19 protein-coding genes are annotated in these 20,012 nt (G+C 72.2%); 16 read left to right on the top strand and 3 right to left on the bottom strand.

Annotated features, from left to right (window positions below; translation table 11 throughout):
• The first annotated feature begins 344 nt into the window (after positions 1 to 344).
• The 6 genes from ACFYR3_RS41890 to ACFYR3_RS41865 all read left to right on the top strand — a co-directional run bounded on the left by ACFYR3_RS41890 (position 345) and on the right by ACFYR3_RS41865 (position 6,720).
• The gene (locus ACFYR3_RS41890; RefSeq protein WP_355857452.1) at positions 345 to 1,301 is read left to right on the top strand and encodes an aromatase/cyclase; all 957 of its coding nucleotides are present in this window, start codon (positions 345 to 347) and stop codon (positions 1,299 to 1,301) included.
• A complete protein-coding gene (locus tag ACFYR3_RS41885) occupies positions 1,298 to 3,067 on the top strand; it encodes an acyl-CoA dehydrogenase (protein ID WP_355857455.1) in 1,770 nt (589 codons plus the stop codon). The genes ACFYR3_RS41890 and ACFYR3_RS41885 overlap by 4 nt, the downstream gene beginning before the upstream one ends.
• 136 nt (positions 3,068 to 3,203) lie before the next feature.
• Entirely contained in the window at positions 3,204 to 4,025 is an 822-nt protein-coding gene (locus ACFYR3_RS41880; RefSeq protein WP_355857458.1) for a 4'-phosphopantetheinyl transferase superfamily protein, read from the top strand.
• A 210-nt stretch (positions 4,026 to 4,235) separates the two neighbouring features.
• Complete coding sequence (locus ACFYR3_RS41875; protein ID WP_355857461.1) at positions 4,236 to 5,714, top strand: condensation domain-containing protein; 1,479 nt, start codon at positions 4,236 to 4,238, stop codon at positions 5,712 to 5,714.
• 34 nt (positions 5,715 to 5,748) lie between these two features.
• Positions 5,749 to 5,907: a hypothetical protein gene (locus ACFYR3_RS41870; RefSeq protein WP_326783029.1), complete on the top strand. Its 159-nt coding sequence runs from the start codon at positions 5,749 to 5,751 to the stop codon at positions 5,905 to 5,907.
• 393 nt (positions 5,908 to 6,300) lie between these two features.
• Positions 6,301 to 6,720 (top strand): TIGR03618 family F420-dependent PPOX class oxidoreductase, encoded by a 420-nt coding sequence (locus ACFYR3_RS41865; protein WP_355857467.1) that lies wholly within the window; start codon positions 6,301 to 6,303, stop codon positions 6,718 to 6,720.
• A gap of 91 nt (positions 6,721 to 6,811) precedes the next feature.
• Here ACFYR3_RS41865 and ACFYR3_RS41860 read toward each other — a convergent pair whose 3' ends face one another.
• Positions 6,812 to 7,282: a nuclear transport factor 2 family protein gene (locus ACFYR3_RS41860; protein ID WP_326783027.1), complete on the bottom strand. Its 471-nt coding sequence runs from the start codon at positions 7,280 to 7,282 to the stop codon at positions 6,812 to 6,814.
• A gap of 166 nt (positions 7,283 to 7,448) precedes the next feature.
• Between ACFYR3_RS41860 and ACFYR3_RS41855 the strand changes: the two genes are divergently transcribed.
• From ACFYR3_RS41855 to ACFYR3_RS41810, 10 genes are all read left to right on the top strand, one after another.
• Positions 7,449 to 8,921 carry an FAD-dependent monooxygenase gene (locus ACFYR3_RS41855; protein WP_389287463.1) on the top strand — a complete coding sequence of 491 codons (1,473 nt, stop codon included), beginning with the start codon at positions 7,449 to 7,451 and terminating at the stop codon, positions 8,919 to 8,921.
• A gap of 50 nt (positions 8,922 to 8,971) precedes the next feature.
• Entirely contained in the window at positions 8,972 to 9,670 is a 699-nt protein-coding gene (locus ACFYR3_RS41850; protein ID WP_326783025.1) for an antibiotic biosynthesis monooxygenase family protein, read from the top strand.
• A 257-nt stretch (positions 9,671 to 9,927) separates the two neighbouring features.
• Positions 9,928 to 10,257: a TcmI family type II polyketide cyclase gene (locus ACFYR3_RS41845; protein WP_326783024.1), complete on the top strand. Its 330-nt coding sequence runs from the start codon at positions 9,928 to 9,930 to the stop codon at positions 10,255 to 10,257.
• Complete coding sequence (locus ACFYR3_RS41840; RefSeq protein ID WP_326783023.1) at positions 10,254 to 11,525, top strand: beta-ketoacyl-[acyl-carrier-protein] synthase family protein; 1,272 nt, start codon at positions 10,254 to 10,256, stop codon at positions 11,523 to 11,525. The genes ACFYR3_RS41845 and ACFYR3_RS41840 overlap by 4 nt, the downstream gene beginning before the upstream one ends.
• Positions 11,522 to 12,736 carry a ketosynthase chain-length factor gene (locus tag ACFYR3_RS41835; RefSeq protein ID WP_355857476.1) on the top strand — a complete coding sequence of 405 codons (1,215 nt, stop codon included), beginning with the start codon at positions 11,522 to 11,524 and terminating at the stop codon, positions 12,734 to 12,736. The genes ACFYR3_RS41840 and ACFYR3_RS41835 overlap by 4 nt, the downstream gene beginning before the upstream one ends.
• Before the next feature lie 61 nt (positions 12,737 to 12,797).
• Positions 12,798 to 13,067 carry an acyl carrier protein gene (locus ACFYR3_RS41830; RefSeq protein ID WP_326783021.1) on the top strand — a complete coding sequence of 90 codons (270 nt, stop codon included), beginning with the start codon at positions 12,798 to 12,800 and terminating at the stop codon, positions 13,065 to 13,067.
• 12 nt (positions 13,068 to 13,079) lie between these two features.
• A complete protein-coding gene (gene fabG, locus ACFYR3_RS41825; protein ID WP_326783020.1) occupies positions 13,080 to 13,868 on the top strand; it encodes a 3-oxoacyl-ACP reductase FabG in 789 nt (262 codons plus the stop codon).
• A 50-nt stretch (positions 13,869 to 13,918) separates the two neighbouring features.
• Positions 13,919 to 14,863, top strand: a complete 945-nt coding sequence (locus tag ACFYR3_RS41820; RefSeq protein WP_326783019.1) for an aromatase/cyclase — start codon at positions 13,919 to 13,921, stop codon at positions 14,861 to 14,863.
• A gap of 2 nt (positions 14,864 to 14,865) precedes the next feature.
• Positions 14,866 to 16,392 (top strand): FAD-dependent oxidoreductase, encoded by a 1,527-nt coding sequence (locus ACFYR3_RS41815; protein WP_389287459.1) that lies wholly within the window; start codon positions 14,866 to 14,868, stop codon positions 16,390 to 16,392.
• A 125-nt stretch (positions 16,393 to 16,517) separates the two neighbouring features.
• Positions 16,518 to 18,038, top strand: a complete 1,521-nt coding sequence (locus tag ACFYR3_RS41810) for an FAD-dependent monooxygenase (RefSeq protein ID WP_355857485.1) — start codon at positions 16,518 to 16,520, stop codon at positions 18,036 to 18,038.
• Positions 18,039 to 18,189: 151 nt separating this feature from the next.
• Here the strand turns inward: ACFYR3_RS41810 and ACFYR3_RS41805 are convergent, their stop codons facing one another.
• Together ACFYR3_RS41805 and ACFYR3_RS41800 are read right to left on the bottom strand one after the other, a co-directional pair.
• Entirely contained in the window at positions 18,190 to 19,272 is a 1,083-nt protein-coding gene (locus ACFYR3_RS41805; RefSeq protein WP_355857487.1) for a methyltransferase, read from the bottom strand.
• 338 nt (positions 19,273 to 19,610) lie between these two features.
• Positions 19,611 to 20,012, bottom strand: a 402-nt coding sequence (locus ACFYR3_RS41800) for a zinc ribbon domain-containing protein (RefSeq protein WP_389287456.1), incomplete at its 5' end; no start/stop codon positions are given.

Below are 20,012 nucleotides of genomic sequence, written 5' to 3'. Positions count from 1 at the left end.
CGGCTCGAGCGGCGGGGACTCGAACCCTCCCGTGAGACCGGCGTACGTCCAAAAGGGGAGGCCGGGCCTTCGGATCGAGGCGGACGCAGCGGGTGGCTGGAGCCGCGCTCCAGTCAAGCCCGTGCGGTCTGCGAGCGGTTCCGGACAGTGTCGTGGGTACGGCCGTCAGCCCAGCGCCGCACGACAAGGTCTGTCGGCGGCCCTCAGCGGCAGGCGGACGGGTTCGCCGGTGCGAGGTCACCGGCGCAGTGATGGCACCGTGCCGGGCGGAGGTCGGAGTCCCGCCGCAGCCCGGACGCCGCCGGTCGGAGCCGGCCGGCGTACCAATGAGGAGGGTGTGGAAGATGTCGGATGCGCGTGTGCACCGCACGGTCCACGAAGTGATCGCGGCGGCCCCGGCCGGAGTGATGTACGGGCTGATCGCGGACGCCACCCGGTGGCCGTTGTTCTTCCAGCCCTGTGTCCATGTCGAGCAGCTCGACTTCGACGGGAAGCGGGAGCGGTTGCGCATGTGGGTCACCGCGGGCGAGACCGTCAAGTCCTGGGTGTCCAGCCGGCACCTGGACGTGGAGCGGCTGCGCGTGGAGTTCACCCATGACCTGCCCGCCGCGCCCACGCGGTCCATGAGCGGCGTGTGGACGGTGGTGCCGCTGGGTGAGCACGCCGCCAAGGTGACCCTGCAGCACTCCTTCACCGTTGCCCGGGACGTGCCGGCGGACGTGGCCTGGGTCGAGCAGGTCACCCGCGACAACAGCCGTGCCCAGCTGGACCGGCTGGCCGGGCTCGCCGAGTGCTGGACGCGTCTGGACGACCTGGTGTGGTCCTTCGAGGACACCGTACGGGTCGATGCCCCCGGCGAGCCGGTGTTCGACTTCCTGTACCGGGCGCGGGACTGGCCCGCCGGCCTCCCGCACGTCAACCGGGTCGACCTGGTCGAGGACGAGCCGGGAGTACAGCTGATGTCCATGGGCAGCCTGTCCGTCGACGGCGGCGCGCACAGCACCGAATCGGTGCGCATCTGCTTCCCGGGCACCCAGCGCATCTGCTACAAGCAGACCCGGACCTCGCCCCTGCTGACCGCGCACACCGGCGAGTGGTTGATCGAGCCCGACGAGTCCGGGGTGAACCTGACGGCCCGGCACAGCGTGCTGCTGTGCGAGGAGAACATGGAGAGCGTGCTGGGCGAGGGCACCGACGCGGTGGCCGCCGGCCGGCACGTGCGCGAGGCGATGGGCCAGGCGGGCCTGTCCGTACTGCGCCACGCCGCGCAGTACGCCATCGACTCGATCCGCGTCCTGTGACCGCGGTCCAGGACACCATGGTCCCCGCACGGGGCGAAGGTGAGGCGGCGCCCGCCACCGCGTCCGAGCGCGCCGCCCGGCTGGAGGCGGCCCTCGGCGACCCCCTTGATCCGGACAACCCGCACGGACACCTGGCGCTGCTGCGCGCTGACGAGGCCCGCGACGCGCCGGCGGCCACCGAGGCACTGCTCGCCGAGGCGGGCCTGGGCGCCGAGTTCGTCCCGTACGACCTCGGCGGCCGGCTCACCGATCTGGAGGAACTTGCGCGGGTACTGCGCCCGTTGTTCCGCCGTGATCTCGCGCTCGGCTACGGGTTCGGCATCACCTCGCTCTTCGCGGCCTGCGCGGTGTGGACCGCGGGGGACGAGCCGCAGCGCCGGGCGCTGGCCGCGCACCTCCTCGACGGAGGCCGGGTCACGATCGTGCACCGCGAGGTGGCGCACGCCAACGCGATCCTGCGCAACGAGGTCGAGGCGGAGCCCGGTCGGGACGGCGGCTGGGTGCTCAACGGGCACAAGGACGCGGTCATCAACGCCCACCGCGCCGAGGCCTTCGTCGTGTACGCGCGCACCGCGCGTGAGGAGGGTCCGCGCAGCCACTCCGTGCTGCTGCTCGGCCCCGAGCCGCCCGCCTTTGGCGAGGTGCGCAGGCTGGGCAGGGTCGAGATGCCGGGCATGCGCGGCGCTCACTTCTCCGGACTCGAATTCGCCGATGTGGCCGCGGGACCCGAGGCGCTGGTCGGCGAGGTCGGCGAAGGGGTGTCGCTGGCGCTGCGCAGCTTCCAGATCAGCCACTGTCTGATTCCGGGCGTGGTGCTGGCCGGCGTGGACAGCGTGCTGCGCCAGGCGGTGCGCGCGGCCGTGGAGAACCGGCCCGACGGATGGCCTGCCCGGCGGTGGCAAAAGGTGCTCGCCGGGGTCTTCGCGGACCTGCTGGCCTGCGACAGCATGGCCGTCACCGGGCTGCGGGCGATGAGCCTGCTGCCGGAGGACTCGTACCTGCTGGCCGCCGCGGTCAAGTACACGATGCCGGACCTGCTGCGTGAGGACCTGGAGGAGCTGGCGACCGTGCTCGGCGCCCGCGGGTACGACCGCGGGCCGCTGCACGGCGGCTTTCAGAAGCTCGTACGGGACCTGCCGGTGGCCGGTCTCGGACACGCGGGGACGGCCGTATGCCAGGCGGTGCTGGTGCCGCAGCTGCCGGCGCTGGCGCGCACGGCGTGGTTCCGTACACCGGAGCCGCCGGCGGGGCTGTTCGAACCGGGGGCGCCGTTGCCCCCGTTCGACCACCGGCGCCTCGCGCACTCCGGTACGGACGACCTGCTGACGGCGACTCTGGTCGGCGCGGCGGGCCGGCTGGCGAAGGGGCGCTCCGGGTACGCAGACGGGTCGCCGCACGCGGTGCTGGCGGGGCTCGCGCAGGCGTTCGTGGCGGAGCTGCGGGTGCTGAGGGCGCGGTGCGCCGCGTTGAGCGCGCCGGTCGGCGGCACCGGATTCGATGCGCAGGCCTGCGCGCTGGCCGACCGGTACGCGCTGGTGCTCGCGGCGGCGGCGGTACTCGGCATGTGGGAGGGGCAGGCCGGGACCGGATCGTTCCTGGAGGAGCCCGCCTGGGTCCTGCTCGCGCTGAGCCGGATCGCGCGGCGGCTGGGGGCGGTGGTGCCGAACCTTCCCGAGAGCGTGGTGGGCTCGGTGCTCGGTGAGGTGCTGGAGCGGTGCCGGGAGGGGCGGAGCCTCGACCTGTACGGGACGGCGCTGGCGGGCTGAGGCGTGCGGTGACCTCGCCCGCCCGCTTTCGGGTCACGGCACCGGAGACGTGTCGGGGCGGTGGACGAACGCCTCGGCCAGATCGCCGTCCGCTCCGCGGGACCGGGACGGACGGCACTACACGCAGGAGACGACGATGGACCAGGTGAGATGCGCCGCCCCCCTTCGTGTGCCGCGGCCGCACGGTCCGTGGCACGGGGTGAAGGAGAACCTGACCGGGCTCGGCAACGCGGTGGTCCACACGACCTGGAGCGAATGGCTGCCCAGCGTGCTGACCACACCCCGGCTGCGCGAGCTGCTCGGGCCGGACTGGGACCGCTACCGGCGTACCCCCGACGCCACCGTGCGCTACCGCTTCGCGGCCGCCCGGCTGCTCATCAAGTACACGGCGGCGGCGGCGCTCGGCATCCCGCCGGAGTACCTCGACCTGGCCTACCGGCTGGGAGGGCGCCCCTATCTGCGCGGCTTCGACCAGATCGAGCTGAGCCTGTCCCACACCGGCGACCTGATGGCCGTCGGGCTGAGCCGCACGGGCCGGATCGGCGTGGACGTGGAGCTGGCCGGCCGCAACGTACGGCTGGACCTGCTGGAGGCGCAGATCCTGACCCCGGCCGAGGCGGCGGAGATCGCCGGGTTGCCGGAGGCGGAGCGGGTCCCGTACGCGCTGAAGCTGTGGACCCTCAAAGAGGCGTACAGCAAGGCGCTCGGGCAGGGGCTGCGGCTGGGTTTCAAGGAGTTCGGCTTCAAGGAGTCCGGCTTGACGGGCGCGCGGCTGCACGCCGCGGACGGCAGCGCGGCGACCCGGGGGGAGTGGGGCTTCGCCACGCACCCGGTGATGGGCCGCTACCTGCTGAGCACGGCCTGCCACGACGCGGGGCTGTCCACCGCGAACGACACGTCGGTGGGGACCATGCTCGACCAGGGGTTCCTGTCGGCGATGAACCAGAGCGCGAGCTGACCTGCGGCCCGGGTCCGGGGCTTGAGGGTCCGGGGTTTGAGGTGCTCTGCGGCGGACTTCGAGGCGCGCCAGCGCTCTGCCAGGTCCCCGGCAGCGGGTTGCTCCACAGTGGACCCGGGAGTACCGCGCCCTCGGGCGCCCCGCTCTCCGGGTCCCCCGGCGTTCCGGGCGCCCCGTACGGGATGATCTGGACCGGAGGAGGGCGACCACATGGCCAGGCCGAGCCGCCCGCGCGCGGGCCGGGGACGAGGCGGTCGCCAGGCAGGCTCCGCCCTGCCGCTGACCTGGTGGCAGCACGACCTGCTGCTGGACTCACTGGAGCACCGCGGCACCGGCCGCCACGTCGAGCAGCTGTCCTGGCGCTGGTGCGGACCGCTGGACACCGAGCGGTTCACCGCGGCCTGGCAGTCCGTCACCGACCGGGAGGCGGTGCTGCGCGCCGCCGTCGACTGGGAGCCGTGGCCGCGCGTGGTCCTGCACGACCGGGCCGCCGTCGAGGTCGTACGCCACCGGGCCGGCGGCGTCGACTGGGACGAGCTGGTGGAACGCGACCGGCTGCGCGGCTTCGACCTGCGCGGCCCCGGACCGCTGCGGGTCACCCTGGTCGACGACCCGGCGCCCGCCGCGCGCGTGCTGCTCACCTTCCACCACGGACTGCTGGACGCCTGGAGCGTGTTCGTCCTCCTGGACGAGTTCTACCGGGCCTATCTGGCCGGCGGCGCGCTGCCCGGAGGGGAGAGGCGGCCCGACATCCGCGACTGGGCGCGCTGGCTGGAGCACCAGGACCCGGGCCCGGCACGGGAGTTCTGGACCCGGACGGTACCCGAGGGCGCGCCTGCCGTGCTGCCCGCCGCGCCCGGCCCGGACACCCTGGAGAGCGGCTGCGGCCGCGCCGAGGCGCGCTTGTCGGCCCAGGAGGCCGAGCGGCTGTACCGCTGGGCCGCGGCCCAGGCGGTGCCCGAATCCAGTGCACTGCAGGCGGTCTGGGCGATGCTGCTGTATCGCGGCGCGGGCCTGAGCGGCCCCGCGCAGGTCGGATTCGGCGTCACCGTTTCGGGGCGCGGCATCGCCCTGGAGGCCGTTGAGCGGCTGCCCGCGCCGATGCGCAACTGCCTGCCGATGTCCGTCCAGGTCGATCCGGCGCACCGGCTGGGGCGGCTGCTGACGGTGCTGCGCGACCGCGCGCTGGACATGGCGGCGTACGAGTGGGTCTCCGCCGGGCAGATCCACGAGTGGACCGGCCGGGCCACGGGCGGCGGGCCGCTGCTGGCGAGCCTGGTAGCCGTCGGAGGCGTGCCGCGCCCGCCGCGGGAGCTGCGCGCCGGGCTGGCCGACCACGGCGTGCGGATCGAGCCGCTGTACGCGAGCGGTGCGCACACCGCCTTCCCCGTGGCCCTGCTCACGCAGCGCGGCCCCGACGGCTCGCTGACGCTGACCGCCGCACACGACCGGTCCCGGATGTCCGGAGCCGATGCGGTCCGTCTGGTCGGCCACTGCGCGCGGCTGCTGCGCGAACTGCCCGCCACCAGCGCCGAGACGACGCTCGCCCAGGTGCTCGCCGTCCTCGAAGGGGACGAGCCGCCGCGGATCGCCCAGCGGCGCGGCTCGGCCGCTCAGCGGGCGGCACGCTTCCGCCTCCACTCGATCGGTGAGCGATCCGACGTCGAGTGGATCCCTAGCGGGTCTTGACACCGTGGGACGACTCATCGTGAAGGAGCCGCCCATGTTCACCTACGACATCAGGCAAGATTTCCGGGAGGTCGAGATGTTCTTCTTCGGCTTGGTCCCGGTGGGGGTCGCGCCGCCGCTGCGGCTGGCCGGCGTGGACGAGGACGACACGGAGTTCCTCGAGGAGTCCACCATCGTCCGCGGTATCGACTAGCCCGTGTCGTACGGGACACCACCGGCCGACCGGCTTGCCGGTCCTCTCTCCGCTCGGCTCTCCACCCGCCTCTGCGCTCACCCGACCATTCGCGTCGCGCGGCTGCGCCGTGTTGTCCGGCTCGCCGTACGGGGTGCGGATCCGGCCGTCGGCCGCCCCGTCGGCCCGGCCCCCCGGGTGGCCCATGGCCGAAACCAGACGGTTCCGAGCGGAACTCGATCCATCGCGTAGCGCCGCTCCAGCCCCGGCCGAGCGGTCCTTTGCACGCTGCCTGCCTGGACCCCGGGCCGCCTGGCGGACCGGTTCGGCCACCGCCGGGTCCGCCCCCGTGCGGGACGGCGCCGCCGGCCTCGCCGCGGCCGTCGAGCACCAGCGAAAGAAAGGAATCACCCGATGTCGCTGTCGAAGCAGCGCGCCGGCGCACCGCAGGTGTCGCCCTCGGTCGAGGCGTTTCTCAACGACCCCGAGCACGCGGGCGTGCTCACCACCGTCAGGCCCGACGGGACACTGCACACGGCGCCCGTACGGTTCACCTGGGACGGGACGGCCGGCCTTGTCCGGGTCATGACCGTCGCCTCCTCGCGCAAGGCGCGCAACCTGCTGACCGACCCCGGCGGCCGGGTGGCGATCTGCCAGGTGCAGGGCTTCACCTGGGTCACGCTGGAGGGCTCCGGCACGGTGGTGCGCGAACCCGAGCGGGTGGCCGAGGGAGTCGAGCGGTACGCCAGGCGGTACCGGTCGGCGCCGCCGAACCCGCCCGGCCGGGTGGTGATCGAGATCGAGGTCGACCGGGTACTGACCCTCAACACCTGAGCAGTACCTGCGCACCACCGCAGCCCCGGCACCTGAGCGCGCGGCGGCAGCCTTCCCGGCTGCGCCGCGCGCTCACCCGTATCGCGCGCGCCTACGCGACCGGCGGAGGAGTGCCGTCCGCCCACAGCAGGCGGAAGGACAGCAGGGTCAGCCGCCACCCGACGGGGGTGCGCAGGGCCTCGCCGTTGACGAAGGTGCCGGTGGTGAACAGCGGCGCGAGCACGCCCTGCGGCGGGACGTGGCGCGGGTGGTGCACCTGGGTGGAGATCAGGTTGGCGCGGAGGGTGGCCCGGTCCCCGTCCAGGACGACCACGGCCGGGGAGCCCAGGTGCTGGGTGGCGGCGAAGGACGACAGGGCCTTGCGGTGGAACCCGGCCATGCCCTCGGTGCCCTCGTGCCGGCTCATCGGCGGGAAGGCCACCACCGCGTCCGGGGTGAACAGCTCCGCCGCCCAGGCGTCGTCGAGCTCTTCGTCGTCGAGGGAGACCAGATAGCGGTTCAAAAGGGCCGCCACAAGAAGGCTTGCGGTGCCGGATTCCTCGAGGATTTTGGTGGAGGTCATCCTTGAGAATGCGCCTGGCCCGTCCCGTCCGGGCAACCCCGCCTGACAAAGATCTGACATTGCTGACGCTTTTCTGTCATTGATTGTCGAAGGTCTGTATCAATCCGTCTTTACGCCCCGCCCGGGCCCTCGTGATACTGGCCGAACACCAGTGGGAAGAGGCGGGATGAGCACCTTTGATGTAGATGCCATTGTCGTGGGAGCCGGGCCCACCGGACTCATGCTCGCAGGCGAGCTGAGGCTCAATGGAGCCTCGGTGATAGTCCTTGACAAACTTGCCGAGCCGATTATGGAATCCCGGGCGCTCGGCTTTTCTGCACGGACCATCGAGGAATTCGCCCAGCGCGGCCTGATCGCCCGCTTCGGCGAGGTCGGCGTCATTCCGGTCGGCCACTTCGGCGGCGTCCCGCTCGACTACCAGGTGCTCGAAGGCGGCTCGTACGGCGCCCGCGGCATCCCGCAGGCCCGTACCGAGGGCGTCCTCGGCGGCTGGGCGCGCGAACTGGGCGCCGAGATCCGCCGCGGCGTCGAGGCCACCGGCCTGGCCCAGGACGCCGAGGGCGTGACGCTCACCGCGCAGGGCGCGGACGGCACCCTCACCCTGCGCGCCCGTTACGTGGTGGGCTGCGACGGCGCCCGCAGCATCGTGCGCAAGCTCGCCGGCATCGACTTCCCCGGTACCGAGCCGGCCGTCGAGCTGCGCTTCGCGGACGTGGCCGGCGTACCGCTGCGCCCGCGCTTCAGCGGCGAGCGCGTCCCCGGCGGCATGGTGATGGTCATCCCCATCGGCCCGGACCGCAGCCGCGTCATCTACTTCGACAGCGCCGAGCCTCTGCGCAAGAGCCCCGAGGCGATCACCTTCGAGGAGGTGGCCGCATCCTGGCAGCACCTGACGGGCGAGGACATCAGTGGCGCCACGCCGCTGTGGGTCAGCTCCACCACCGACAACAGCCGCCAGGCCGCCGAGTACCGGCGCGGCCGGGTCTTCCTGGCCGGTGACGCCGCGCACATCCACCTGCCCATCGGCGCGCAGGGCATGAGCGCGGGCATCCAGGACGCGGTGAACCTCGGCTGGAAGCTCGCCCTGGACATCCAGGGCCGGACGCCCGAGGGCCTGCTCGACACCTACCACGCCGAGCGGCACCCGGTCGGGGCCCGGATCCTGACCAACACGCTCGCCCAGCGCATCCTCTACCTCGGCGGCGACGACATCACCCCGATGCGCGAGGTCTTCACCGAGCTGGTGGAGAACCACGAATCGGTCCGCCGCCACCTCGTCGGCATGGTCACCGGCCTCGACATCCGCCACGACGTCGGCGCGGGCGACCACCCGCTGCTCGGCCGGCGCCTGCCCGACCGGGAACTCGTCGTCGACGGCGAAAAGACCTCGGTCTTCGCGCTGCTGAACGCCGGCCGCGCCGTGCTCCTCGAACTCGGCGGCGACCACGGCCTGCGCGAGGCGGCCGCCGGCTGGGCCGACCGCGTCGAGGTGGTCCGCGCCGACCAGCCCGACTGCGACGCCCCGGTGGACGGCATCCTCGTCCGCCCCGACGGCTACGTCGCCTGGCTCGCGCCCGAAGGCGCCGGCTCCGAAGGCCTCACCGACGCTCTCACCCGCTGGTTCGGTCCCGCCGGCTGAGCGCTTTTCCGTCCCGCTCCGTCCGTACCCTCCACAGGAAGCGAAGAAGAATGCCTTTCATCTCCCTTGAGGACAAGCACCTGACCGTCCTCAACCTCTTCACCACCGACGCGCCTGAGAAGCAGGACAGCCTGATCGAGGAGATGCGGAAGATCGTCGACGCGGCGACGTACGACGGCTGGATGAACAGCACCGTGCACGCGGGCGTCGACAGCCTGGGCACCGCCAACTTCATCCAGTGGCGCAGCGGCGAGGACCTGGAGCGGCGATACGAGGGCGAGGAGTTCAAGCACCGCACCCTCCCCGTCTTCGGCGAGATCACCACCTCGATCAAGCTGCTGCAGAACGAGGTCGCCTACACGCTGACCTCGGGCGCCCTCGACGGCAAGGTCGAGGTCGGCCCGCACCGCGACGACTACACCGTCCTCGGCGTCTTCTCCGTGACCGACGACGGCCAGGACGAGGCCATCGACGCCCTCGGCAAGGGTCAGGACTTCTTCGCCGAGGTCCCCGGCTTCCGCTCGCACGTGGTCCTCAAGGGCCTGCGCGCCCGCGGCCTGGACGGCAAGTTCGTCGTCTCCTACTCGCAGTGGGACAGCAAGGAGGCCTACGACTCCTACCGCGACCAGGCCCCGGAGCAGCAGTCCGCCGCGCGCCAGGAGGCCCAGAACCGCGTCCGCGCCGTCTCCACCGGCGCCCCGTACATCAACTCGTACACCGTGGTGCACTCCCGCTCTGCCGGCGAGTGAACCGGCGCGCTTTCCACGGCGCGACGGGACCGCAATGCCCTGGACGCCCGGCACCCCGCTCAGGGCGCCGGGCGTCCCGCGTACGTGCCCCCCATCCATGAGAAGGCGCACTGTGCACCCGCTCCGGCGGAATTCGAGAATCCCCCGTGCGGCGCGCTATCGCCAGGCGGGACCGTCAAGCCAGTGGCGAATTCAGGCCGCCACACAGGCCGCGTTTGCACCGCGCTCTCCCGCGCACACGCTGAGGAGCAAACCTTATGCACAGCACGTTGATTGTCGCCCGGATGGCAGCAGCCTCGTCCGTCGATGTGGCAAAGCTGTTCTCCGAATTCGACGCGACGGACATGCCCCAGCGCATGGGAACGCGGCGCCGCCAGTTGTTCTCGTACCGGGGCCTGTACTTCCACCTCCAGGACTTCGACGAGGACAACGGAGGCGAGCTGATCGAGCAGGCGAAGGGCGACCCGCGCTTCGTCGGGATCAGCCAGGACCTCAAGCCCTTCATCGAGGCCTACGACCCCAAGACCTGGCGCTCACCGGCCGACGCGATGGCCGCGCGCTTCTACAACTGGGAAGCGTCCGCATGACCCGCCGACGCGTCGTCATCACCGGAATCGAGGTGCTCGCCCCCGGTGGTGTCGGCAAGGAGAGGTTCTGGAACCTGCTGAGCGAGGGCCGCACCGCCACCCGCGGGATCACCTTCTTCGACCCCGCGCCCTTCCGCTCCCGGGTGGCCGCCGAGATCGACTTCGACCCGTACGCCCACGGGCTGACCGCGCAGGAGGTGCGCCGCCTGGACCGGACCGCGCAGTTCGCGGTGGTCGCCTCGCGCGGCGCGGTCGCCGACAGCGGCATCGAGCTGGGCGGGATCGACCCGCACCGCATCGGTGTCACCGTGGGCTCCGCGGTCGGCGCCACGATGAGCCTCGACGAGGAGTACCGGGTCGTCAGTGACGGCGGCCGGCTCGACCTGGTCGACCACGCCTACGCGGTCCCGCACCTCTACAACCACATGGTGCCGAGCTCCTTCGCCTCCGAGGTCGCCTGGGCCGTGGGCGCCGAGGGCCCCTCCACCGTGGTCTCCACCGGCTGTACCTCCGGCCTCGACTCGGTCGGCTACGCCGTCGAGCTGGTCCGCGAGGGGTCGGCGGACGTGATGATCGCAGGCTCCTCGGACGCCCCGATCTCCCCGATCACGATGGCCTGCTTCGATGCCATCAAGGCCACCACCCCCCGCCATGACGATCCGCACAGCGCCTCGCGCCCCTTCGACGGCACCCGCAACGGGTTCGTGCTGGGCGAGGGCACCGCCTTCTTCGTGCTGGAGGAGCTGGAGAGCGCCAAGAAGCGCGGCGCGCACATCTACGCCGAGATCGCCGGCTATGCCACGCGCTCCAACGCGTACCACATGACGGGCCTGCGCCCCGATGGCCTGGAAATGTCCGAGGCCATCAACATCGCCCTCGGCGAGGCCCGCATGAACCCCGAGGCGATCGACTACATCAACGCGCACGGCTCGGGCACCAAGCAGAACGACCGGCACGAGACGGCCGCCTTCAAGCGCAGTCTCGGCGACCACGCCTACCGCACGCCGGTCAGCTCCATCAAGTCGATGGTCGGGCACTCGCTCGGCGCGATCGGCTCCATTGAGATCGCCGCGTCCGCCCTGGCCATGGAGTACGACCTCGTACCGCCCACGGCCAACCTGACGACGCCCGACCCCGAGTGCGACCTCGACTACGTCCCCGTCACCGCGCGGGAACAGCTGGTCGACGCGGTCCTCACGGTCGGCAGCGGATTCGGCGGCTTCCAGAGCGCCATGGTGCTGGCCAGCCCTGAAAGGAACCTCGTATGACCGCGTCGGTAGTGGTCACCGGCCTCGGCATCGCCTCCCCCAACGGGCTGGGTGTCAAGGACTACTGGTCGGCGACTCTTGGCGGAAAGAACGGCATCGGCCGGATCACCCGCTTCGACCCGTCAAGTTACCCCGCCCGCCTGGCGGGTGAGGTCCCCGGCTTCGTCGCCGAGGACCACCTGCCCTCACGCATCCTCCCGCAGACCGACCGGGTCACCCGGCTCGCGCTGGTGGCCACGGACTGGGCGCTGCAGGACGCGGGCGTCGACCCCGCGGAGATGTCCGCGTTCGACATGGGCGTCATCACGGCCTCGGCCGCGGGCGGCTTCGAGTTCGGCCAGGGTGAGCTGCAGAGCCTGTGGGGCCGGGGCAGCCAGTACGTCTCGGCGTACCAGTCCTTCGCCTGGTTCTACGCCGTCAACAGCGGCCAGATCTCGATCCGCAACGGCATGAAGGGCCCGGCCGGCGTCGTGGTCAGCGAGGGAGCCGGCGGCCTCGACGCCGTCGCCCACGCCCGCCGCCAGATCCGCAAGGGCACCTCGCTGATCGTCACCGGAGCCGTCGACGCCTCCATCTGCCCGTGGGGCTGGGTGGCCCAGCTGGCCACCGGCAAGCTGTCCACCAGCAACGAGCCCGCCCGCGCCTACCTGCCCTTCGACCGCGACTCCTGCGGTTATGTGCCCGGCGAGGGCGGCGCGATCCTCATCACCGAGGACGCCGACGCGGCGCGCGCCCGCGGCGCCCGCATCTACGGCGAGATCGCCGGCCACGGCTCGACGATGGACCCCAGGCCCGGCAGCGGCCGCGAGCCGGGCCTGCGCAAGGCCATCGAGCTCGCCCTCGCCGACGCGGGCGTCGACTCCGACGACATCGACGTCGTCTTCGCCGACGGCGCCGGCGACCCCGAGCCGGACCGCATCGAGGCCGAGGCGATCACCGCCGTCTTCGGAGCCCGGGCCGTCCCGGTGACCGTGCCCAAGACAATGACCGGACGCCTGTACTCGGGCGCGGCCCCGCTGGACCTGGTCGCCGCCTTCCTCGCCATCCGCGACGGGATCATCCCGCCCACCGTGCACGTCGACCCGTGCCCGGACTACTTGCTCGACCTGGTCCTGGGCCAGCCGCGCCCGGCACCGGTGCGCAGCGCGCTGGTCCTGGCCCGCGGCAGCGGCGGGTTCAACTCCGCCATGGTCGTGCGCGCCGCCGAGTAGGGCGGCCTCGTCCGCACATACGCCACCACCCACGCAGCATCATGATGAAAGGGACTCCACCATGGCCACCAAGGCGTTCACCCTCGACGACCTCAAGCGCATCCTGAAGGAGGCCGCGGGCGTGGCCGAGGGCGTCGACCTGGACGGCGACATCCTCGACACCGAGTTCGACGTGCTCGGCTACGAGTCCCTCGCCCTGCTGGAGGCCGGCAGCCTCATCGAGCGCGAGTGCGGCATCTCCCTCGACGAGGAGGCCGTCAACGACGCGCACACGCCGCGGACCTTCATCGACGTCGTCAACATGCAGCTCGCGCCTGCCACGGCTGCCTGAAGGGATCCGGACATGACCCAGCACGCCACCCCCAAGGTCGCCGTCGTCACCGGCGCCACCAGCGGCATCGGCCTCGCCTCGGCGCGCCTGCTCGCCTCGCAGAACCACAAGGTGTTCATCGGCGCCCGCAACGCCGACAACATCGCCGCCACCGTCAAGGAGCTCCAGGCCGAGGGCCTGGACGTGGACGGCGCGGTCGTCGACGTCCGCGACACCGCCTCGGTGGACGCCTTCGTCCAGGCCGCCGTCGACCGCTTCGGCACCGTCGACGTCGTGGTCAACAACGCCGGCCGGTCCGGCGGCGGACCGACCGCCGACATCACCGACGAGCTGTGGCAGGACGTCATCGAGACGAACCTCAACAGCGTCTTCCGCGTCACCCGCGCCGTGCTCAGCACCGGCGGCATGCGGCACAAGGACCGCGGCCGGATCATCAACATAGCCTCCACCGCGGGCAAGCAGGGCGTCGTCCTCGGCGCTCCGTACTCCGCCTCCAAGCACGGCGTCGTCGGTTTCACCAAGGCGCTGGGCAACGAGCTGGCCCCCACCGGCATCACCGTCAACGCGGTCTGCCCCGGGTACGTCGAGACCCCGATGGCCCAGAAGGTCCGCCAGGGCTACGCGGCCGCCTACGACACCTCCGAGGACGCCATCCTCGAGAAGTTCCAGGCGAAGATCCCGCTCGGCCGCTACTCCACCCCGCAGGAGGTCGCCGGCCTGGTCGGCTACCTGGCCTCGGACACCGCCGCCTCCATCACCTCGCAGGCGCTCAACGTCTGCGGCGGCCTGGGCAACTTCTAGCAGGGCCCGCCCCCACGCACCCCCCGAACACCACCTGAGGAGAACCCGTCATGACCACGCGTGAGGTCGAGCACGAGATCACCGTCGGCGCCCCGGCCGCCGCCGTGTACCAGTTGCTCGCGGACGTGAGCAACTGGCCGCGCATCTTCCCGCCCACCATCCACGTGGACCAGGTCGAGGCCGGGGGCGCCGAGGAGAAGATCCGGATCTGGGCGACCGCCAACGGCCGGCCGAAGAACTGGACCTCGCGCCGCACCCTGGACCCGGCGGGCCTGCGCATCACCTTCCGCCAGGAGGTCCCGGCAGAGCCCGTCAAGCACATGGGCGGTACCTGGATCATCGAGCCGCTCGGCGAGGCGGAGTCCCGCGTCCGGCTGTTGCACGACTACAGCGCCATCAACGACGACGCGCACGACCTGCTGTGGATCGCGCAGGCGGTAGACAAGAACAGCACCTCCGAGCTGGCCGCGCTCAAGGTCAACGTCGAGGCGGCGCACGCCGCGCAGACCGAGGAGCTGACCTTCTCCTTCACCGACACCGTCCAGGTCGCGGGCTCCGCCAAGGACGTGTTCGACTTCATCAACGAGGCCCAGCTGTGGGCCGAGCGGCTCCCGCACGTGGCCGTGGTGCGCCTCGAGGAGGACACCCCGGGCCTGCAGGAGCTGGAGATGGACACCCGCGCCAAGGACGGCTCGGTGCACACCACCAAGTCGTACCGGGTGGTCTTCCCCCACGACAAGATCGCCTACAAGCAGGTCACCCTGCCGGCGCTGATGACCCTGCACACCGGCGAGTGGACGTTCGTCGAGACCGACGAGGGCACCGCCGCATCCTCGCAGCACACCGTCAGCCTCAACACGGAGAACATCGCACGCATCCTCGGGGACGAAGCCACCGTCGCCGACGCCCGCGCGTACGTGCACACGGCGCTGTCCACCAACAGCTGCGCCACCCTCGCGCACGCGAAGGCCTACGCCGAGTCGAAGGCCTCCTGAGCATGGCGCCCGACCTTGCAACGGGCGGTGCCGAACCGGCACCGGGCGGCGCGGGCCGCCCGGACCGGCTCGGCACCGAGGTCCTGGTCGTCGGTGCCGGACCCGTCGGGCTGATGCTCGCTGCCGAACTCGCACGCGGCGGCGTGGACGTGGTCGTGGTCGAGAAGCGCAAGGCCCCGTCCACCGAGTCCCGGGCCTCCACGCTGCACGCCCGTACCATGGAGATCCTCGACGCGCGGAAACTGCTGCCCGACGTCGGCACGCCGCCCCACGAGCCGCGCGGCCACTTCGGCGGCCTCCCGCTCGACCTCACCCTGCCCAGCACCCACCCGGGCCAGTGGAAGGTGCCGCAGACCAAGACCGAGGCGGTCCTGGAGGAGTGGGCGATCTCGCACGGCGCCAACATCCGGTGCGGTCACGAACTGGTCGCTGCCGGCGAGGTCGGCGAGTACGTCGAGGCCGAGGCCGTCGGACGGGACGGAGTCCTGCGGCTGCGCGCCCGCTACCTGGTCGCCTGCGACGGCGAGGACAGCACCGTACGGCGGCTGACCGGGGTGGACTTCCCCGGCCACGACGCCGGCCGGGAACTGCTGCGCGCCGACGTCGAGGGCATCGACATCCCCAACCGGCGTTTCCAGCGCCTGGAGCGGGGGCTGGCCATCGCCTGGCGCAACGACAAGGGCGTCACCCGCGTCATGGTCCACGAGTTCGGCTCGACGGCCGGCCCGCGCACCGCGGACGCTCCGTTCGAGGAGGTCGCCACCGTCTGGAAGCGGGTCACCGGAGAGGACATCAGCGGCGGTACCCCGCTGTGGGTGAACTCCTTCGGCGACGCCTCCCGGCAGCTCGCCTCCTACCGGCACGGGCGCGTCCTGTTCGCGGGGGACGCCGCCCACCGGCAGATGCCGGTCGGTGGCCAGGCCCTCAACCTCGGTCTGCAGGACGCCTTCAACCTCGGCTGGAAGCTCGCGCTCACCGTGCGCGGGCTGGCTCCCGAGGGCCTCCTCGACACCTACCACGAGGAGCGGCACGCGGTCGGCCGCCGGGTCCTGGCGAACATCCGGGCCCAGGCCCTGCTGCTGCTCGGCGGCCCCGAGGTGGAGCCGCTGCGCGCGCTGGTGGTCGAGCTGACCGGCCTGGAGGAGGTACGGGCCCACCTGGCCGGGATGATCAGCGCACTCGACGTGCGCTACCCGGTGCCCGGCCCCGCGCACCCGCTGCTCGGCGCCCGGCTGCCGCACACCGTCGTGCGGTCCGGCGGGCGCGAGCGCGGCAGCACTGCCGAGCTGCTGCGCGCCCGCGGCGGTCTGCTGCTCGACGTGGACGGGACCGGCGTACGGGTGCCCGCCGGCTGGGCCGACCGGGTCACCGCGGTCGCCGGCGACCCGGAGCCCGGCTCGCTCCCCGGTGAGCCGGGGGCCGTTCTCGTACGGCCCGACGGCCACGTGGCGTGGGTGGGCCGGGACGAGGTCGGGCTGGCCGAGGCGCTCGACCGCTGGTTCGGCCCGGCCCGCCCACCGACCCCCTGAGCGTCCCCGGAGCGGGGGCACGTCCGCAATCCCCCCACGAGTGCGTCCCCACATGTACGTCCGCCCGCCGCACACCCACGCACAACCCAGTCACCAGTGATCCCCACTGTCAGGAAGGACAGCCCATGCAAGGGAGCGAAGGGACAGCGGCGGACACCGACGTCATCGTCGTCGGCGCCGGCCCGACCGGACTGATGCTCGCAGGCGAACTGCGCCTGGGCGGAGCCCGCGTCGTCGTGATCGAGAAGCTGGCGGCGCCTACCGGGCAGTCCCGTGGCCTGGGCTTCACCGCCCGTGCCATGGAGGTGTTCGACGAGCGCGGGCTGCTGCCCCGGTTCGGCCAGGGCGAGACCCTCGCCACCAGCCCCGTAGGACACTTCGGCGGGGCCCAGTTCGACTTCACCGTCCTTGAGGACGCCCACTTCGGCGCCCGCGGCATCCCGCAGGGGCAGACCGAGGCCGTGCTGGAGGGCTGGGCCGCCGAACTCGGCGCCGACATCCGGCGCGGCTGGGAGTTCGTCTCGCTCGCCGGCGGCTTCCTCGACGGGGACCACGTCGAGATCACCGTCCGTACGCCCGAGGGCGACGAGCAGCGGCTGCGCGCCGCGTACCTGGTGGGCGCCGACGGCGGCTCCAGCCGCGTCCGCAAGGCGGCCGGCTTCGAGTTCCCGGGCACCGACGCCACCCAGGGCATGTACCTCGCCGACGTCACCGGCTGCTCGCTGCGGCCGCGGTTCCTCGGCGAGCGCCTGAGCAACGGCATGGTGATGGCGGCCCCGCTCGCCGAGGGCGTGGACCGGATCATTGTCTGCCCCGACGGCCGGCCGGCGCACGACCGCGAGCGGACCGTCACCTTCGAGGAGGTCGCGGAAGCCTGGCAGAGCATCACCGGCGAGGACATCTCGCACGGTGGCGCCGACTGGGTGTCCTCCTTCACCAACGCCACCCGCCAGGCCTCCGAGTACCGGCGGGGCCGGGTGTTCGTGGCCGGCGACGCGGCACACATCCACCTGCCGGCCGGCGGCCAGGGCCTGAGCACCGGCGTGCAGGACGCGGCCAACCTCGGCTGGAAGCTGGCCGCCGTGGTCCGCGGCGACGCCCCCGCGGCGCTGCTGGACACCTACCACGCCGAGCGGTGGCCGGTCGGCCGCCGCCTGCTGGCCAACACCCGTGCCCAGGGGATCGTCTTCCTCGGCGGCGCGGAGTCGGACCCGCTGCGCGAGCTGTTCGGCGAGCTGGTCCGGTACGACGACGTCAAGCGGCACCTGGCCGGAGCGGTCAGCCACCTCGACATCCGCTACGACCTCGGCGCAGGTGAGGACGCCCACCCGCTGGTCGGCCGCCGGATGCCGACGCGGCTGCTGGTCGGCGCCGACGGCGAGCAACGCACCACGCGACTGCTGCACCCGGGCCGGGCCGTACTGCTCGACTTCGCCGACGATGCCGGGGCGCGCCGTACGGCAGCCCGCTGGCAGGGCCGCCTCAACGTTCACACCGTGTCCGCCAAGCCGGTTGACGGCCCGGACGTACTGGTCGGCGTCCCTGCGCTGCTGCTCCGTCCCGACGGGTACGTGGCCTGGGCCGGCGAGCCCGCGCAAGGGCTCGCGGCCGCGCTGGAGCGGTGGCTGGGAGCCGCTTCCGCCTGACCACCTCAGGGCGCCGCAGCCCCCGCCCCGCCGTCCGACCGGCGGGGCGGGGGCTCCGGCGTGCGGGGGGCGACGTACGGGGCGGGCACGCGCAAAGCCCCGGTTCCGCATCGGGGGAAACGCGGAACCGGGGCAGCTCAGGGGCGGCGCGTCAGACCGCGATGGCCTCCACGACCGAGACGGCCGCAGCGGTCTCCACGACCCGCTCCAGCTTGAAGCCGGCCTTCGCCACCAGCTCCGCGTACTGCGACCGGGTGCGCTCCTTGCCGCCCACGAGCAGCAGCAGCCACAGGTCGACGAGCTTGCCGGAGTGCGGCTCGTCGCCCTCCGGGACCACCATCTCCACCAGCAGCAGCTTGCCGCCCGGCTTGATCGCGGCGCGCACGTTGCGGAGGATCTGCAGGGCCTGCTCCTCCGGCCAGTCGTGCACGATGTGCTTGAGGACGTACGCGTCCGCACCCGACGGCATCGGGTCGAACAGGTCGCCGTCGGCCAGGGCCACACGGTCCGCGACACCCTGCGCCGCCAGGAACTCCGCAGCGCCGTTCGCGGCGATGCGCGGGTCCGAGAGGACACCCTTGGTGCCGGGCGCGCTGTTGAGGATGCCGGCCAGCAGCCCGCCGTTGGCTCCACAGAAGTCCAGGACCGTGCCGAACTGCGAGAAGTCGTACGCGGCCACGACCGGTGCGGTCTCGGTGGAGGACATGTTGCCCATCCCGCCGATGAACACCGCACCGTATTCCGGATTCTGCATGAGGTATTCGAAGGCACCCATTCCGCGCCGCTTCGGCAGGCTCGGCTCGCCGGTTCGCACCGAGTCCAGGAAACCGTTCCAGTCGTCCCAGTGCGTCGGGTGGCCCATCAGCACGCAGAGATCGCGCATCGTCACCGGGTGGTCGGCGCGCAGCGCGTCGGCCATCGGAGTCAGCGCCCAGAGGCCGTCGTCCTGGCACGTGAACACGCCCTGGGAGGCGAGCAGGCGCAGCACCCGGCCCAGCGCCCCGGCATCCGCGCCGACCTCAGCGGCCAGGTCTTCGATCGGTCGCGGACCGGCCTGCAGGGCCTCGGCCACGCGCAGTTCGGCGGCGGCGTACAGGGCCTGGGTCACCATGGAGCCCATGGCCAGTTCGAGCAGGGCGAACGGGGGCGGGGCCAACTCCCGGACCTGCTTCTGCAGGTCCGCCCGGGTCTTCTCCGCGGCGCGGACGACTTCGGGGGGCGGCACAGCGGGCATGTGGTTCCTCCATGGCAAGAGCGAGAACTCTGTCCCAACCGCCGGAAGGGACCCGTCCCGCCACGGTAAGGAGGAGGGATAGACCCGCCCTGGAAAGCGACTTGTACATATCTGGAGCGGGGCGGACGCCTCGCACGCCCCAGGAGTTTCGCCGCGGCCGCCGGACGGCCGGCCCAGAACTGCTCGGCGGCCGCTCGACATGGGCCGGAGACCGGTTCGTTCGGGACGAAGTACTCGGCATCCTTGGCCCGGCAGCGCGTTGCGCAGTCCGACGCCGTTGCTGAGTCCGTAGTCAGGTCTCAGCATTCCGGGCATTTCGGCCAGGAAGGTCCGTCACATCACCAGAGCGTTAGGGGCTCGGCTTGAGTACGGTCTCCCGTTTCCTTCTGCTGCTGGTGCGGCAGGCTTGCGCCACCTGCCCGCCCCGTCCCTGCCTTGCGGCGGGGGCGGGTGGTGCGGGTCTTGTGGTCGGCTCCACGGGGCTTCGACACCCGGGGGGTGTCCTGGTCTCCGGCCACTCCGGTACCAGTGACTGCGGTTGCTGCGGTTGCTGCGAGGGCGGCGAGGTTGCGGGCTGCGTTGTCGTCCCGGTCGATGACCAGGCCACACGCGTCGCATTCGTAGGTCCGCACGTGCAGCGGCAGCTTGGCTTTCACTGTGCCGCACCCGGAGCAGGTCTTGGAGGAGGGGAACCAGCGGTCGGCCGCGATGATGCGGGTGGCGTGGCGCTGGCGGGTCTT

The organism is Streptomyces sp. NPDC005784 (assembly GCF_042871525.1).
Classification (GTDB): domain Bacteria; phylum Actinomycetota; class Actinomycetes; order Streptomycetales; family Streptomycetaceae; genus Streptomyces.
The sequence above is the reverse complement of the archived record's forward strand: the minus strand, read 5'-3'. Positions and strand labels throughout refer to the sequence as shown.